Source organism: Paenibacillus sp. FSL K6-1330, assembly GCF_037976825.1.
Lineage (GTDB): Bacteria > Bacillota > Bacilli > Paenibacillales > Paenibacillaceae > Paenibacillus_AQ.
In genome coordinates, this window is record NZ_CP150269.1 from 3,276,669 (window position 1) to 3,293,585 (window position 16,917).

The 16,917-nt window shown below is 50.7% G+C and carries 9 protein-coding genes; all 9 read left to right on the forward strand.

The genetic code is table 11. The features are described from left to right. The first annotated feature begins 17 nt into the window (after positions 1 to 17). The 9 genes from NYE54_RS14995 to NYE54_RS15035 all read left to right on the forward strand — a co-directional run bounded on the left by NYE54_RS14995 (position 18) and on the right by NYE54_RS15035 (position 16,914). Positions 18 to 2,369 carry a glycoside hydrolase family 95 protein gene (locus NYE54_RS14995; protein ID WP_339272830.1) on the forward strand — a complete coding sequence of 784 codons (2,352 nt, stop codon included), beginning with the start codon at positions 18 to 20 and terminating at the stop codon, positions 2,367 to 2,369. A gap of 76 nt (positions 2,370 to 2,445) precedes the next feature. Further along, positions 2,446 to 3,705: an alpha-L-fucosidase gene (locus tag NYE54_RS15000; RefSeq protein ID WP_339272832.1), complete on the forward strand. Its 1,260-nt coding sequence runs from the start codon at positions 2,446 to 2,448 to the stop codon at positions 3,703 to 3,705. A 37-nt stretch (positions 3,706 to 3,742) separates the two neighbouring features. Continuing rightward, complete coding sequence (locus NYE54_RS15005) at positions 3,743 to 5,602, forward strand: beta-galactosidase (protein WP_339272834.1); 1,860 nt, start codon at positions 3,743 to 3,745, stop codon at positions 5,600 to 5,602. 581 nt (positions 5,603 to 6,183) lie between these two features. Beyond that, a complete protein-coding gene (locus NYE54_RS15010; RefSeq protein WP_339272836.1) occupies positions 6,184 to 11,163 on the forward strand; it encodes a polysaccharide lyase family 8 super-sandwich domain-containing protein in 4,980 nt (1,659 codons plus the stop codon). 190 nt (positions 11,164 to 11,353) lie between these two features. After that, positions 11,354 to 13,015: a hypothetical protein gene (locus NYE54_RS15015; protein WP_339272838.1), complete on the forward strand. Its 1,662-nt coding sequence runs from the start codon at positions 11,354 to 11,356 to the stop codon at positions 13,013 to 13,015. A gap of 28 nt (positions 13,016 to 13,043) precedes the next feature. Then, the gene (locus NYE54_RS15020) at positions 13,044 to 13,715 is read left to right on the forward strand and encodes a bifunctional 2-keto-4-hydroxyglutarate aldolase/2-keto-3-deoxy-6-phosphogluconate aldolase (RefSeq protein WP_339272839.1); all 672 of its coding nucleotides are present in this window, start codon (positions 13,044 to 13,046) and stop codon (positions 13,713 to 13,715) included. A 239-nt stretch (positions 13,716 to 13,954) separates the two neighbouring features. After that, positions 13,955 to 15,427 carry a spore germination protein gene (locus tag NYE54_RS15025; RefSeq protein ID WP_339272840.1) on the forward strand — a complete coding sequence of 491 codons (1,473 nt, stop codon included), beginning with the start codon at positions 13,955 to 13,957 and terminating at the stop codon, positions 15,425 to 15,427. A 57-nt stretch (positions 15,428 to 15,484) separates the two neighbouring features. Next, positions 15,485 to 16,696: a Ger(x)C family spore germination protein gene (locus tag NYE54_RS15030; RefSeq protein WP_339272841.1), complete on the forward strand. Its 1,212-nt coding sequence runs from the start codon at positions 15,485 to 15,487 to the stop codon at positions 16,694 to 16,696. Continuing rightward, complete coding sequence (locus NYE54_RS15035; RefSeq protein ID WP_339272843.1) at positions 16,693 to 16,914, forward strand: hypothetical protein; 222 nt, start codon at positions 16,693 to 16,695, stop codon at positions 16,912 to 16,914. The genes NYE54_RS15030 and NYE54_RS15035 overlap by 4 nt, the downstream gene beginning before the upstream one ends. The last annotated feature ends 3 nt before the right edge of the window (positions 16,915 to 16,917 follow it).

The window sequence follows — 16,917 nt, forward strand, 5'->3', positions numbered from 1 at the left end:
AAAATAGGAGCAGAGCGATGATCAACGAAACTAGAAAGCTTGTAGAACGACGGCCTGCAAAGGTCTGGACGGAGGCATTTCCCGTCGGCAACGGGAGACTCGGAGCCATGGTATTTGGCGGTGTGTCCACCGAGCGGATTGGTTTGAATGAAGATTCGGTATGGTATGGCGGACCGAAGCAGCACGACAATCCAGAGGCGATACAAAAGCTGGATGATATCAGATCTCTTCTTCGCTGTGGGGAGCTGCGAGAGGCGGAGCAGTTGGCGCTTACACATTTTACGAATGCTCCGCAATACTTTGGACCTTACCAGCCGCTCGGAGATCTGCTGCTTCAGTTCAAGTCGGGCACATCCGAAGTTAATCAATACAGGCGGGAGCTGAATCTGAGGACGGGCGTTGCTTCCGTATCCTGGGAAGAGAACGGCATTTTCTATGAGAGGAAAGTCTTTGCAAGTGCTGTTCATCAAGTCCTTGTCGTTCGTATTTCTGCATCGGAACCTGCAGCTATTCATTTATCAGCCCGGTTAAGCAGGCGACCCTTCGATGGAAACATAAAGCGGGAAAATGAACGTACATTGGCGATGGAGGGCATATGTGGGCCGGATGGTGTTAAATACGCGGCAGTACTTCATGCATGTACGATTGGCGGCAAGTGTCAAACGGTTGGCAATTACCTCAATATCCAGTCTGCCGATGCCGTTACCTTGCTGTTCGCCGCTCAAACATCGTTTCGCTGTGATGATCCGTACCGGGAGGCACTGCAACAGGCGGGATCCGCTGCATTGCTTCCATATGGCTCATTGCTGGATGAGCATATTGCTGATCATTGCGCTTTATTCGAGCGAGTAAGTCTGGAAATCGAAGTTTCTGATACATTGATAACTCCGATAACGGAAGATGGCGCTTCAGAGGCAGAAGATGCACTTGTTGATAGGTCTACTTCGGAGAGACTACAGCTTTATCGGCAAGGGGTTAATGATCCTGGACTTGAGGCGTTATTCTATCAATATGGTCGTTATTTACTGATGGCAAGCTCGAGACCGGGGAGTTTACCTGCCAATTTGCAGGGAATCTGGAATGAAAGTTTCACGCCACCCTGGGAGAGTGATTATCATCTGAACATTAATTTGCAGATGAACTATTGGATTGCCGAGACAGGCAATTTGCCGGAATGTCACGAGCCATTGTTCGATTTTATCGATCGGTTGGTCATAAACGGGCGGAAGACCGCGGCATCTCTGTATGGGGCGAGAGGGTTTACGGCGCACACATCATCGAATCTGTGGGCAGAGAGCGGCTTGTTTGGAGCATGGACACCTGCCATTTTCTGGCCGATGGGCGGGGCGTGGCTGGCCCTGCATTTATGGGAGCATTATCGCTATAATCTGTCAGAGTCATTCCTGCGAGAACGAGCTTATCCAGTACTGAAGGAGGCTTCCTTGTTCTTTCTTGATTTTCTTGTTTTTGATGAGAACGGCTGTCTGGTTACTTCGCCTTCGCTCTCACCGGAGAACAGCTATATTAACGAGAAAGGACAGATGGGTTCCTTATGCTCCGGCCCTTCGATGGACTCACAAATTATATATGCATTATTTACCGCTTGTATTGAAGCAGCGGAGATTCTGGGGATGGATGAGGAATGGAGTAAACAATGGAGCGGTACGCGGGCAAAGCTTCCTCAGCCCCAAATCGGCCGATATGGACAGGTCATGGAATGGGCTGTCGATTATGAAGAGTTTGAGCCGGGTCATCGCCATATCTCACATTTATTCGCTCTGCATCCGGGAGAACAGATTATCCCTCATCGAATGCCCGAGCTAGGAGAAGCTGCCAGGGCAACGTTGGAACGGCGCCTGAAGTATGGCGGAGGACATACCGGTTGGAGCCAAGCGTGGATTACGAATTTCTGGTCTCGACTTGGCGAGGGAGAGAAAGCACATGACAGCCTACGCGAGCTGCTGGCCAAGGCAGTACATCCGAATTTGTTCGGTGACCATCCCCCTTTTCAAATTGATGCCAATTTCGGTGGAGCAGCCGCGATCCAGGAGATGTTGCTGCAATCCCATGGAGGCGAAATTCGCTTGCTTCCCGCTCTGCCGTCCTCATGGTCAAGTGGTTCGGTGAGGGGACTTCGTGCTAGAGGGGGTTATACAGTGAATATCAGCTGGAAAGAAGGCAAGCTTGAAGCGGCTGAGATTTATTCTGAGAATTTCCGGAATTGTGTTTTATTTAGTGGGCACCAGCTTGTAATACTTGATTCCACGCATGTTCCTGTACCTATAACATGCCTAAGCTCAGGCTCGGGTTATCAATATACGTTTGCGGCAGAGGGGGAAGAGACCTATCAGATTGTATTAAAAAGATAATGAACCGTGTCATTCACTGTGTAGTTGGAATCAAGTTTCATATGTAGCATAACTCATGTGAGGGAGTGAAAAAGAGATGAATGAAGATTTGAAGGGGCATTCGGATCATCTTGCTGTTTTGCCGACTCCAGAGCAGCTAGTCTGGCAGGACATGGAGCTCGGGATGTTCTGCCATTTTGGAATCAATACTTTTTGTGATCAGGAGTGGGGAGAGGGCAAGGATTCGCCCACATTGTTTAATCCACTACAGCTAGATGCCCGGCAGTGGGTAAGAACGGCAAAAAAGGCCGGGTTCCGTTATTTCATATTGACGACAAAGCACCATGACGGCTTTTGCCTGTGGCCAACGGCGACAACGGATTACTCCGTAGCCTCGAGCCCGTGGAAGGATGGTCGGGGCGATGTCGTAAAAGAATGTGCGGATGCTTGCCGGGAAGAGGGCATCGGCTTCGGTATTTATGTATCCCCTTGGGACAGGCATGAGCCATGTTATGCCGATCCGCAAAAGTATGATGACTTTTATTGCAGACAATTGGAGGAGCTCTTAACCGGCTATGGTCCGCTTGTAGAAATCTGGTTTGACGGTGCGGGGTCGGAAGGCCGCGAATATGACTGGCCTCGAATCATGGATCTCGTGAAAAAGCATCAGCCCAGCGCGATGGTGTTTAATATGGGCGCGCCCACAATCCGTTGGGTCGGCAATGAGGATGGCGTCGCTCCGTATCCTTGCTGGAATACGGCCGATTCTTCCCGAGGCAGCATGTTCAGCGAAGAATCGCTGAAGTGGCTGCCGGAGACGCCGGGCTGGGTGCCCGCGGAATGTGATGTCCCCATCCGAAAAGACCGCTGGTTCTGGCATCCTGACGAAGAACACTTGCTGTTGTCTGTTGATCAACTAATGGAAATCTATTATCGATCGGTCGGGCATGGGGCAACCTTGCTGCTCAATGTCGCTCCAGACCATCGGGGGCTGCTTCCGGAGGCCGATGTAAAGCGGCTTCTGGCATTTGGCAGAGAGATCGAGCGTCGGTTTGGTCATGCCCTGGCTGAAAGCTCGGGATCGGGCGAGGTCGTTGAAATGACCCTTTCCCGAGTATGCGTGATCGATCATGCCGTTGTCATGGAGGAGATCGTTTACGGAGAACGTGTAAGTCAATATGTGCTGGAAGCGTTCATCGATGGAGAGTGGCTTGAGCTTACGCGCGGCAGCGCGATCGGTCACAAGAAAATCGATGCGTTCTCGCCAGTATCTACGGACAAGGTGCGTTTACGTGTACTGAAATCGGCCGCAAGTCCGAAAATCAAAAAAATGGCGGTTTATCGCTGCGGGCAATAAACGTTGGATTTTATCAAGAAGTGTGGAGGGATCTGTAATGGGAATGCTCACTTGGAAGAACGGGCAATACTTGCTGAACGGGCAGCCGTACCGGATTATATCGGGAGCGATTCACTATTTCCGTGTGGTTCCTGGATATTGGGAGGACAGGCTATTAAAATTAAAGGCCTGCGGCTTCAATACCGTTGAAACTTATATTGCCTGGAATGTACACGAACCCAAAGAAGGGGAATTTAACTTTAGTGGCATAGCCGACGTCGTATCGTTTATCGAATTAGCTGGGAAATTGGGCCTGCACGTTATTGTCAGACCCAGCCCGTTCATCTGTGCGGAATGGGAATTTGGAGGTTTGCCAGGCTGGCTGCTTGGTTATGGAGAAGTCCGGCTTCGTTGCAGTGATCCGCTCTATTTAAGCAAGGTGGATCATTATTACGATGAGTTGATCCCAAGACTGGTTCCGCTGCTGTCCACACATGGAGGGCCGATTCTGGCCGTTCAGGTCGAAAATGAATACGGCAGTTACGGCAACGATCACGCTTATCTGGAATATTTGCGCGCAGGACTGGTGCGGCGTGGCGTGGATGTGCTTCTCTTTACTTCCGACGGGCCAACAGACGAGATGCTACTAGGCGGGTCACTTGACGATGTGCACGCGACTGTGAATTTCGGTTCCCGGGTAGAAGAATCCTTCCGCAAATACCGGGAATATCGTACGGAAGAGCCGCTGATGGTCATGGAATTCTGGAACGGCTGGTTTGATCACTGGATGGAGGACCATCATGTGCGGGATGCGGCCGATGTTGCCGGCGTACTGGATGAAATGCTGGAGAAAGGCTCCTCGATTAATATGTATATGTTCCATGGTGGAACCAATTTCAGCTTTTACAGTGGAGCGAATCACATCCAGACCTATGAGCCAACAACGACAAGCTACGATTATGATGCCCCTTTGACGGAATGGGGGGATAAGACGGAGAAATACGAGGCGGTCCGGTTGGTGCTCAGCAAGCATGGTTTTGCGCCGGGTTGTGTGTTCCCGGAGCCCGTTCCTAAGGCAGCTTACGGAAAGGTGGCTTTATCTGAAAAGGCCGGTCTATTTACGGAAGCCAATCTACAGCATCTCTCAGAACCGATACAAAGCGTATGCATCCAGCCGATGGAAAAATTCGGACAGTCCTATGGTTTTATATTGTACAGCACATTTATTCAGGGACCGCGGCAAGGACAGCAGCTGCATATTCAAGAGGTCCGAGATCGCGCCCAGGTATTTCTGGACGGTCGGCCGCTTGGCGTGATCGAACGTTGGAATTCAGAGCCGCTCGATATTACCGTTCCCGCAAACGGAGCAAGGCTGGATATTCTCGTCGAGAACATGGGCCGGATCAATTATGGACCGCTTATCCGTGATCCCAAGGGAATCACGGAAGGTGTGAGAATCGATAACCAGTTCCTGTATGATTGGACGATCCGGACCCTGCCGCTGGAGTCCGAAACGCTGACATCACTCTCTTATAAACCGGTTACCGATGATGGGCAGACGGAGCAAGAAGAGCTGTCCACACCGGAATCGGAAAACGCAGACCTGCCCGGATTTTACCGCGGACATTTTCAGGTGGAGGACATCGGGGATACGTTTCTTCGCTTTGATGGCTGGACTAAAGGTGTCGCCTGGATCAATGGCTTCAATCTGGGCCGGTACTGGAAGGCGGGGCCGCAGAGGGCGTTATATATTCCCGGCCCTTTATTGCGTAAAGGGGAAAACGAACTGGTTCTGTTTGAACTGCATGGCCGTCCCGCATCTTGCGAAGTCGAACTGTCAGATCGACCGGACCTCGGACAGACCGCTGCTGTGGACGAAGCTGTGCTCAATTTCGTACAGGACGGAGAAGACAAATAGTCCATACAGGCACGGATATTGTACAGTTCGTCAAGTTCAACAAGGGGCCGTCCCAAAAGCAGATGTAGTTGCTTGACGTACGGCCCCCATAAACAGGAAGTGTGTCAAATAAAGCCATAGCGGTGCTCAGGATGTTATTCCCACACCGCTATGGCTTCTGTTTTGATCATTGGCCGCCATCTGCACGGCGTAGCGGAGAGGACGAATCGATTCCGGACAAGCGTCAGCGCTCGCCTTTGCCCCCACATTTCGTCCTTGCTCAGAACCATTCCAAGAAATGTGGGGGCAACAGCGATGGTAGGAATGATTCGTACATGGAGCGTCTTCTAGGGCCTCCCGCAAGATCTAAGATCTTTTGGGACACCCCCTTTAACGTATGTGCCCTGAACAGGAGTCCAGGACAATGTCAGAAATGTATACGCTTTCGGTCAAAATTCTCCACCTTCCTATTTTTTCAACTAAGTAAGATTACAAGTAACACGAGGCCTGATGCGGGTATTGAGCCGTAGAGTCTTAGAAAGCTGAGGTGTACGCGTACCAGGTTTGTGGCTTGTACTTTAACCATATGGCGGGGTGAATTAATGCGAAAAACCAGTCTGGTGTTAGCGCTTATGCTTGGGATAGATCTCTTGTCCGCAAGCATCGGGAGTTTCACAGCCGGGGTAGCGTCGGCTGCATCTACCAATCTTATGCTTAATGGAAGCTTTGAAGAAACGACTTCCACGGTAAGCGGGGCCTGGAAAGGGATCGCGGATCCAGTTCCGGTTCATTGGGATTTATGGATTCCAACCGGCAGCGGCAAAGAGCCGAACAAAACGGCAACGGTCAAAATCGATACGGGACACTCGCATGAAGGGAAACAGTCACTGTTGTTTGATGCTTTTAACACGAGTCGAGTATCCGTCAAGCAGGTGGTCACATCTGTGACACCCGGCAAATCCTACAAGCTTAAGCTGTGGTTGAAGACGGATAACATATCCGGCCAGGGCGTTTACTTCCGGACCCAATACTATAATACGGTCAAGGTGGGGGACGGACCTGCTTCCGAAAGGTTGACGGGAACCCGGGATTGGACGATGCAGCAGGTGGTCCTGACGATTCCCGAAACAACAACCAAGTTGACCATTGAGCCATTTCTGGAGACAGGGAAAGGGAAGGTCTGGTTTGACGACCTGGTGCTGGAGGAATATTCAGGTTACACCGGAATCACGCTGAATCAAACGGCCTTTTCCATGGCAGTTGGTGGCAAGGTTACGTTGTCTCCGACCATGACGCCTTCTACGGCATCGGACAAAAGTGTAAGCTGGACTTCGAGCAACCCCGATGTGGCGATCGTAAATGATCTTGGCGAGATTACCGGAGTAGGTATCGGTACGACAACAATCAGAATTTCAACACCGGATGGTCTGACGTTTGCAGAATGTTTGGTAAATGTGGAATCAGCTTTAGACATGGAGGCCTACGAAAGCTTACGTGCAAAATGGCATACACGTCTGACTGGCGGCGCATTTGACGAAAGTGATCCTGATATTGTCGCGGCTGTAACCGCCCAAGCGAATAAGGCTTCTGGATTCTGGAAGTCGCTGGACAAGTCACCCGGGCGCACATGGTTGTGGAGTGATATGACCAGCACGACTGATTCCAGCCAAATCACGACAGCTTATAACCGACTAAAAACGATGGCATTAGCATATTCCGTTCCGGGCTCCGATTTGTTCGAAAACAAGGAGCTTGCGAGCGATATTGTCAGCGCACTCGACTGGATGTACGCAAATCGCTACAACGGCAGTAAAAAAGCCTACAATAACTGGTGGGACTGGGAGATTGGTGCTCCGCAAGTACTTAATGATGTGATGGTTTTGATGTACGACAATCTATCTCGGGAACAAATCACCCGTTTCATTTCGGCAATCGATACATTCTGTCCGAATCCGAAGGTAGGATCCGTGCTTGGCGTCAGCGGGGTCAAAATGACCGGTGCCAATTTATTGGATAAAGCGTTTGTGGTTACACTTCGTGGAATTATCGAAAAAAACAGTGCCAAAATTATGCTGGGTAGAGATTCGATCGGTTCCGAATATGTTTATGCGACAAAAGGGGACGGCGTATATCGCGACGGCTCCCTTGTGCAGCATTCGAATATCGCTTATACCGGAGGTTATGGATCGGTATGGTTGAAAGGCACGGCGGACATGTCCTATCTGTTGACCGATTCGCCATGGCCGATCACGGATCGTAACGTATTGAATGTGTATGACTGGGTATCGCAGACCTATGAGCCGATCATTTATAACGGGCAGTTCATGGATATGGTCAACGGAAGGGGGATCTCCCGCAGTGGCAGCGGTAGCGCCCGCAGTACGATCATTACTTTGCTGCGCATGGCGGAATCTGCACCGGCTGATGTGGCCATATCCATCAAACAAATGGCAAAGGAATGGATATCCAAAGATACAACCTACAGTAATTATTACGAAGGATTGTCCCTTGGCGATATCATGGTCATCAAAAAGCTGATGAACGAGGATGCGATTACACCGAGGGGCCACCTGGTAAAAAATCAAGTGTTCGCAGGCATGGACCGGGTCGTTCACTTGCGGGATGGTTTCGGATTTGGGCTGAGCCTGTTTTCGGATCGCATCTCGGCCTTTGAGAAGGGAAATAACGAGAACCTGAAGGGCTGGTATACAGGGATAGGCATGACTTATTTGTATGACCGGGATTTCGGGCAGTATCGCAATGACTTCTGGCCGACCGTCGATTCCTTCCGTTTGCCGGGGACCACAACGGACGGATCCGGACAAGGGCGGGTTCCCGGAGAATGGACCTCATACATGAATACCCAATCTTGGGTCGGGGGCGTATCGCTGGATGGCGAATACGGAGCCGCCGGCATGGATTTCTCGCTGGCTAAAGTGACGGGCAGCGATTTGAAGGGCAAAAAATCCTGGTTCATGTTTGATGATGAAATCGTCGCGCTTGGCTCCGGCATTACCAGTAATGGAAGCGGGCCTCAAACGGTTGAAACCCTAATCGAGAACCGCATGTTGAATGCTGCCGGGGACAATAGACTCATTATGGACGGCGTTGACCAGCCGTTAGCGACCGGATCCCCATATAAGACGAGCGGTGTGCATTGGGCACATCTCGACAGTAATACGGATGGCGCCGAAACGGGGTATTATTTCCCGGATGCAGCGGAATTGTCGGTACTCCGTGAGAACAGAACCGCCAGTTGGAAGGAGATCAACAGCGCGCAAGCGGATACTCCGATTACACGGAATTATTTAAGTCTGGCCTTCGATCACGGAGAAACGCCAGCTAACGCCTCTTATTCATACGTTCTGCTGCCTGAGCAGGGTGGGGAGGCAACCAAGCAGTACAGTGAGAATCCGGATATCGACGTGTTGGCAAGCACGATAGACATCCACGCGGTGAAGGAGAAGACGCTTGGCCTCACAGCGGCTAATTTTTGGAATCCGGGTACCGTAGGCGATCTGCGTTCGGAGCAGCCGGCTTCGGTGATCATGAAGGAAACGGACGACGGTTTAAGTATCGCGGTCTCCGATCCGACACAGCAGCAGTCGGAAATAACGCTGTATTTAAATCGCGCGGGGCTTGTATTAGCAAGTGCTGATCCAACTGTAACTATTGAACAAACGGCGCCGTACATTAAACTGCGCTTGAACACGAACGGATCATTAGGTGCGGCGCATACCGTTGTTTTTAAGAAAGAGGTGCCTGTCTCTTCCTTGTATTCGACGCTTCAAACCGAAACGAGTGTCGATCTGGAATGGACGGTCCCGGATGGCGTGTCGGGAATAGAAGGTTATGAAATTACCAAAGACGGTGTTACGGTAAGTGACGCTACTTACCGTACAGTAACATCTGACACCTACACTGCGACCGTGGACGGCCTGCTGCCTGGTACCATTTATCACTTTGAGGTATCGGGCCTTGATGGAGGCGGCCAGCGGGTGGGAGACAGCCGGGAGATTACGGTCGCGACTCGTGATGACACCCCGCCAAGCGCGCCTGTGCTGAGTTATACATCGGTGACAGATACTTCAATTGCCTTAAAGTGGTCCGAATCTTCCGACAATGTAGGAGTATCCGGATACAGCCTTTACAGAGATGGGCAGTGGGTGACGAGTGTGTCTGCATCGGTGTATAACCAAACGCTGGACGGGTTGCTTCCTGCAACCGAATACGTGTTTAGTGTGAAGGCATCCGATGCCGCAGGCAATCTGTCGGAGAGCAACAAGCTGCGAGTAACGACGGATACATCCTCTACCGAGGGTGGCACGGATAATGGCTCCGGTAACGGGAATGGATCGGAGAGCAATTCGCACGACAACACGTCCGGCAATGAAGGGATGCAAGGTAATTCGGACACTTCAACGGAAACGAGCCATCATGAAGCGACCCACGGGGTCAAAATTGTGAATGAAAAGACGCTTCGGGCGCCAGTGGACGGCGTAGTCTCGATCTCACTCACTGAAGAGGAAACCAAGATCAGCCTGCCCCAACAAGCCGGAGCGCATCTTGGAAAAAGCAAGCTGGAAATCAAGAAGAAGGGCGTAACTCTTACACTCGATTCGGCGCTGCTTTCGGCAATCGAAGCCGATTCGGTCGGCCATACGGCGGTGCTGCTGACATTCGAACCGGTTGGGGAACAGGAAGCGTCCGTTTTAGTCGGTGGTTCCCATGGATCGAATCTTCAGCTCCGATCCGGCGGGATGATGAAATTCGGCGTATTTCTTGGCGGAGCAGATGTGGAAAAGGAATATAATCAACCTTTTGCGGTGCCTGCTCGGATCCGTTTTGACGCCTCGGCTTATGCCGGATTGGATCCTGAACTGTTAGGGATTTATGTATATGATCAAGATGTTCAAACATGGAAGTATGTCAGCAGGTTAACCGGGACCCACAAAGAATCAATCGAAGCTTACATAAATAGTCCTGGATTATACACTGTGCTGGAATACAACAAAGGGTTTAACGACCTGCCTGCTTCGCACTGGGCGAAGCGCGCCGTTAAAGTATTGACCGCACGGCATATTGTAAATGGTCGGACGGAAACGGAGTTTGCTCCGGACTCGGCGGTAACACGCGCCGAATTTATCTCATTGATCGTACGGACCTGGGGCTTTGCGGCAAGTGACAAAAACGCATTTGATGACGTCAAACCGCAGGCCTGGTATGCGGATGCGGTTGCCGCTGCCTATGAAGCCGGGCTTGTAAAAGGTAAAGCGGATGGTATATTCGACCCCAATGGGCCGATCAGCCGGGAGGATATGGCTGTCATGGCTGCAAGACTTTCAACGATGATCAAGGGCAGTATGGAAGGACAGGTTAAAGAAATCAAGTTCATAGACGCGGATCAAGTATCCACTTATGCACGGGAAGACCTGAAGCTTGTCGTAAACCTTGGTTTAATGCAGGGAAGGGGAGAAGCTTTCCTTCCCCAGGGACAGACTACCCGTGCAGAGGCGGCACAGGTAATGCTGAATATGATCAATTTCCTGGGTATGGATAACCCATTAATAGAGGGCCGTTAGGCCCTCTTCTGTGGTAAAGGGCAAGCCATGCAAGATAAATGAAGACTTTGGTTTTGAAATATAGCTTCCCTTTTTGTTCATTTAGGTTTTTAATGTTTATATAGGTTCGAATTAGGTTTCTTTTGGTTCTTTTTTTATTCTGCATTATGTTGGAAAGCGGCTTTACCATCGGATTGGGAAAGGAGAACACATGAACGATTATAAAGAGAGAATGAACCGGATTGTTCGGAACGTTGCGGAACAAGCATGGAGGCGGCCTTTGCTATCCAGCGGGCTGTGGTTTCACAGAGATGTTCGTGATAACTTCTATTACGCTTCTTATCTGTTTGCAGCTTCGGTAGACATCGAGAATGATCCGCAGTTCAACCGGCAGGAAGGTAAACGGTTGGCAGAGGAGGTTCTGGGTCGTGTGCTGCGGCTGCAGAACCGGGATGCGAAGAATCCCATGCACGGGCACTGGCCGCTGAACCTGGGGACGAAGCCGGAAGAGGCGAGTCCGCATGCGCTGCCGGTGGAATTGATGGGAAGCTTGATGGTTTTTTTCCATCGTAAGTTTGAAAGCGAGATGAGCGAGGGCTTGGCCGCGGAGTTTGAAGCTGCGCTGGAACACATCTACCAAGGAGGCTTTTTTCGCAAGCCCCTTACCGTGTGCAATCATCATGAGGCTAAATATACGGCAGCCAAGTTAATATTCGGCCAGCGCTTCCGCGATAAGGAACTCCTGGAGGACGGAAAACAAAGTCTTCGGGATACCCTGAGTCTGCTCCGCCGGGAAGGTATGGCTGAGTACGGGTGCCTGCCGTGGTTCTGGCATTGGACACAGGCGTTCACCTGTGCACTGGAATTGACGGAGGAACCGGAATTAAAGCAGGAGCTGTATGAACTGTTAGATGAGCTGTGGAGCCTGCGCACGTCCTATTATTTGAAAGGGGCGTGGGTAGGAGCCCACTCCAGGGGATGGCCGCATGATGCGCCGAGGGATGCCAATGTGCTTCACGATTATGTCCAGTTCGGTGATTTCAGTCTCCCTGAGGATATGCCGCGCACGGAGTATGCCGGATTTCTGTTCCACAAAGCTCCGGAAGCTAAACGGCGTCTTGCCCTAAACCGCAGAGAACCGACGGAAGTGCGCAAGCTTTTGTTGAAATCGGTTGACGGCGAAATGAGGCAGCTGCACTCCTATGCTTATGTGACAGAACATTATGCGGCGGGCGGATTGTGGGAGCGGGTTCGTGAGTTCGACAACGAGCAGCTGCGCTGGATGTTCAGCCTCCCAATTCGCGACGGCGGCAAGGCCAATCAGCTGTATTTTTTTCACCCGGGAGAGGGATATGATCCTTCTGGTGGCGATCCCCGCCACCAAAGCGAGTGGATGGAGGTGCTGTATCACAAAAATGTGGTGCTGGCACTGTATCCGCTGCCGGAACCAGCGGGTACCGGCGGTGCGGAAATTGTCGGCGTTCTACCGGAAGGGGAATGGTTGTATGAGTCAGAAGCTTTGTACGGTAAAGTAGATGAGGTCTATTTTGCCGTACATTTGAGCCCAGGGACTACTTATGACATTAGGGAACAGTCCGGATATCATCAGGTCGTTTGCCATGGCGCTGGAATAGCTCTCACCGTAGAAGCGGTGTCCGTCCCGGAAGCGGAGAACAGGGGGATCGAACAACTGGTGGCGTTCGCACGGCGAATGTCCGAGCACAGGCCGGAATTCAAGACAGACGGCGAGTTTGAGGTTGCATATACAGGATGGACGACGGAAGATCGACTCATTCTGAAGCATATGACTTCAGGGAACTTGGCGAGAACGATAAACGGAGCGGAGTGTACGTTTGAATGGTACTCTGTGTAGTTACCGAATAGAAAAGAGGAGTTTTAAGATGAAGAAACTGCAGCTGATTCAAAAAATCACGGAAGAAGGCGTCGTCGCGGTCCTGCGCGGCGAAACGCCGGAGCAGGTTGTGGAGATGGCCGAACAGGCGATTGCCGGCGGCATCAAAGTGATTGAGGTGACGATGACCGTACCGTTTGCGCTCCGGGCTATTGAAACGTTGTCGCGCAAATATTCATGGAACGCCGAAGATCCATCTTCCTATGCCATCATCGGGGTAGGTACAGTGCTTGATTCGGAAACCGCGCGTGCTGCGATATTGAGCGGTGCCGAGTTTGTTGTTGGGCCGTGCCTGAGCAGAGACACCATGATGCTGTGCAATCGTTATCGGATTCCGGTCATGCCGGGGGTCATGACGATCAAGGAAATCCAGGAAGCACTGGAACTTGGGGCGGACATTATTAAGCTGTTCCCTGGCAACCTGTATGATCCGTCGATGATCAAGGCGATCAAGGGCCCGCTGCCGCAGGCGAATATTATGCCGACCGGTGGTGTCTCTCTTGATAACCTTGGCGAATGGATCAAAGCGGGGGCGATAGCCGTCGGTATTGGCTCGGATCTGACAAACGAAGCTTTGAAGCGTCAGGACTACAGCTTGATTGCCCAAAAAGCGGCCGCATACAAGCGAGCCTATCTGCAAGCTAAAGGTCTGACGCATTAACAATACTTTAAAGTGGTAGGAAATTTTGAGCAGATAACGCCTGTTGGGACTCCCTGAGTCTTCAAGAGGCGTTATTTGTTTTTCGATCGTTCATTCTGAATATCGAATGAATTTCAGTAGTCCGTATAAAAAGTATATTATATCCAACTGCGGGAACAGTAGAGGAAAAGATAAATGAAGGTCATTGAATTCCTTGTAAGGCAAAGCTGGCCATGAGGGAAAAACGAGGAGTCGTTTACATGACGAATAAAACCACACGCCATCATGTTTCACAAGAAAAATTGCCGGTTTCCATAACGCAATTTATCGAAAATATGAAGAGTCGATTCGGGCAGAGCGGAGATATCATCTACCGAGAGTTGACTTTGGGCGCTATACCTACGGTGATGGTCTATATTGAAGGGATGGGAGATCCCCGATTGCTAATCGAAGCGATTCATGCAGATTTACCTCTATTTATTGAATTTCCAAACCAGTCACCGGAAGTATGCATGAAATTGCTCAAAGAACTCACGATCACGATGGGAAAAGTGGGAGAAGCCAGCACTTTTCAAGAAGTTGAAGGGAAATTGTTGTCCGGGAATACGATCATCTTTATGGATGGGACATCAACCTCACTGTACGTTGGTACTGAAGCACTGAAGCAGCGCGGAGTTGAGGAAGCCAGCTCACAATCCGTAGTAAGAGGGCCGAGGGAAGGCTTTACCGAATCCCTTCGCGAGAATACGGCTCTAGTCCGGCGAAGAATTCAAAGTCCTAGGCTGCGTATTGAAGAAAGAACTGTAGGCGAGCACACCAATACGCTAGTGGCCGTGATGTACGTGGATGGATTATATGATATCGAAGTACTTGATGAGCTGCGCAGAAGATTGGATGAAATCAAGCTGGACAGCGTTCTTGAGAGCAATTATATCGAGGAAATGATTCAGGATCATCGGTACAGCCCTTTTCCGACGGTATATAATTCAGAGCGGCCTGACGTCATTGCATCCGCTTTACTGGAAGGACGAATTGCTATTTTTGTGGAAGGAACGCCCTTTGTGCTGGTGGTTCCGGCGTTGTTCGTTCAGCTGTTTCAATCGAGCGAGGACTATTATCAGCGATGGGATTTTGCCAGCCTTGTTCGGCTTCTTCGATATCTATGCTTTGGAATAGCGCTCCTTACCCCCTCACTATATATTGCGATCACCACATTTCATCAGGAAATGCTGCCGACCAACTTGCTGACAAGCTTAATCGGCCAGCGGGAAGGGGTGCCCTTCCCCGCATTTATCGAAGCGCTAATCATGGAGATCACGTTCGAGATCCTGCGCGAGGCCGGCATTCGATTACCTAAATCGATCGGCCAATCCGTCTCCATCGTTGGTACTTTGGTCATCGGACAGGCCGCTGTCGAAGCGGGTCTCGTATCGGCCGCGATGGTTATCGTTGTATCCATAACGGCGATTGCCAATTTTGCGCTACCCTCTTTCAATATTGGAATATCGGTGCGAATTTTGCGATTTGGGCTAATGGGAATAGCAGCGTCGTTTGGATTGTACGGGATGATTATCGGCATGATTATAATTGGCCTTCACCTGTGCAGCCTGCAGTCCATGGGGGTTCCTTATATGTCTTCTTTTGCGCCTATACGCTGGCGAAGTCAAAAGGATGCTTTGCTGCGAATGTCGCGTCACAGCATGAAGAAATATGTAACCAAATCCAAACCATGAGCCTTCTGTAAGTCATGACAGGGGTTCTTTATTTTAAGCAGAGGGGACAGATTATGTATGTTCAAAAGAAAAATACGATCAGTCCTGCTTATATTAAGTCTGGTGGTTTTCATATCTGGATGCTGGAGCAGAAAAGAACTGAATGAGCTTGCCGTCGTCATGGCACTTGGAATTGATACGCATGAGAATGGGTACGTCATTTCTGCTCAAGTGCTCAATTCCGCTGAGGTGGGCTCCAAAAAAGGCGGATCGACGGGGAGCCTTCCGGTCGTAACCTACAAGTCAGTCGGCAAAACCATCCCCGACGCCCTTCAGCGCACGTTAAGCATGGCACCTCGGATGCCGTATCTGTCCCATGTCCGCGTGTTGGTATTTGGAGAAGACATGGCCCGGTCAGGGGTCAGCGATGTGCTCGATTATATCTCCCGGAATCATCAGCTGCGATCGGATTTCTTCATGCTCGTTGCCAAGAACGGAAAGGCCTCAGAGATCCTGGAGGTCGTTACGCCATTCGAGTACGTTCCGGCGAATTCGCTCTATTCCTCAATTCTAATATCGGAAAAAAAATGGGCAGCAACGGGGAAAGTCACGATACAGCAGTTTGTGACGGAACTCAAACGCAACGGCTCAGACCCTGTATTATCCGGGGTCCAATTAAGCGGCAGTTTAGTCGAAGGACAGTCTATGGAGAATGTCAAGAAAATCAATCCTTCAACGCTTCTTCAACATACGGGACTCGGCGTGTTTAAAGGGGACCGGCTAGTAGGATGGCTGGGGGAACCGCCCAGCAAGACCGTCAATTATGTCCTCAATAAAGTCGACACTACAGCGGGATATATTTCATGTCCGGATAGCGGCATTGTCGGGTTCGCGGTGAACCGGGCAGACACAACGCTTGATGTTGCGCTCAATGCGGAGGGGATTCCCGAATTTTCAGCCGAATTGGAGATCGAGGCCGACGTGAATGCCGTTCAATGTCAGATTGATATCAGTCAACCAGCCGTCATCGACGAATTAGAGAAGGACATCGAGGATAAATATAACGCCAATCTCCGGAAGCACATCGAGGGGGTACAGCAGCGCTATGGGTCCGATGTTTTTGGATTCGGCGAGGTCTTGCACCGAAAATATCCGGACGTATGGAAAAAATACCGGGATCATTGGGGAAAAAGTTTTAAAACGATGAGCATCCGCGTGGATGCCGATGTCGCGATCCGGCGGATCGGATCCATCATACAACCCTTAAAACGGGAGGTCGATGAGCCGTGAATTGGCATTGGTTATTCATATTCTTCCTATCCATCGTGTTCGTTACGGAAACCCGGCATCTTCTGAAGCTGCGCTCCCTCAGGGACATGATCGTGTTCTATACAGTGTGGGGAGTAACCTTGCTGGCCTTGATCGGGGATATGATGGAGGTGCCTTATCTAAGGCCGCTGGACTGGATCGGCGCCTTGATGCAGCCGCTGAACAGGTTGATCTCATAATGA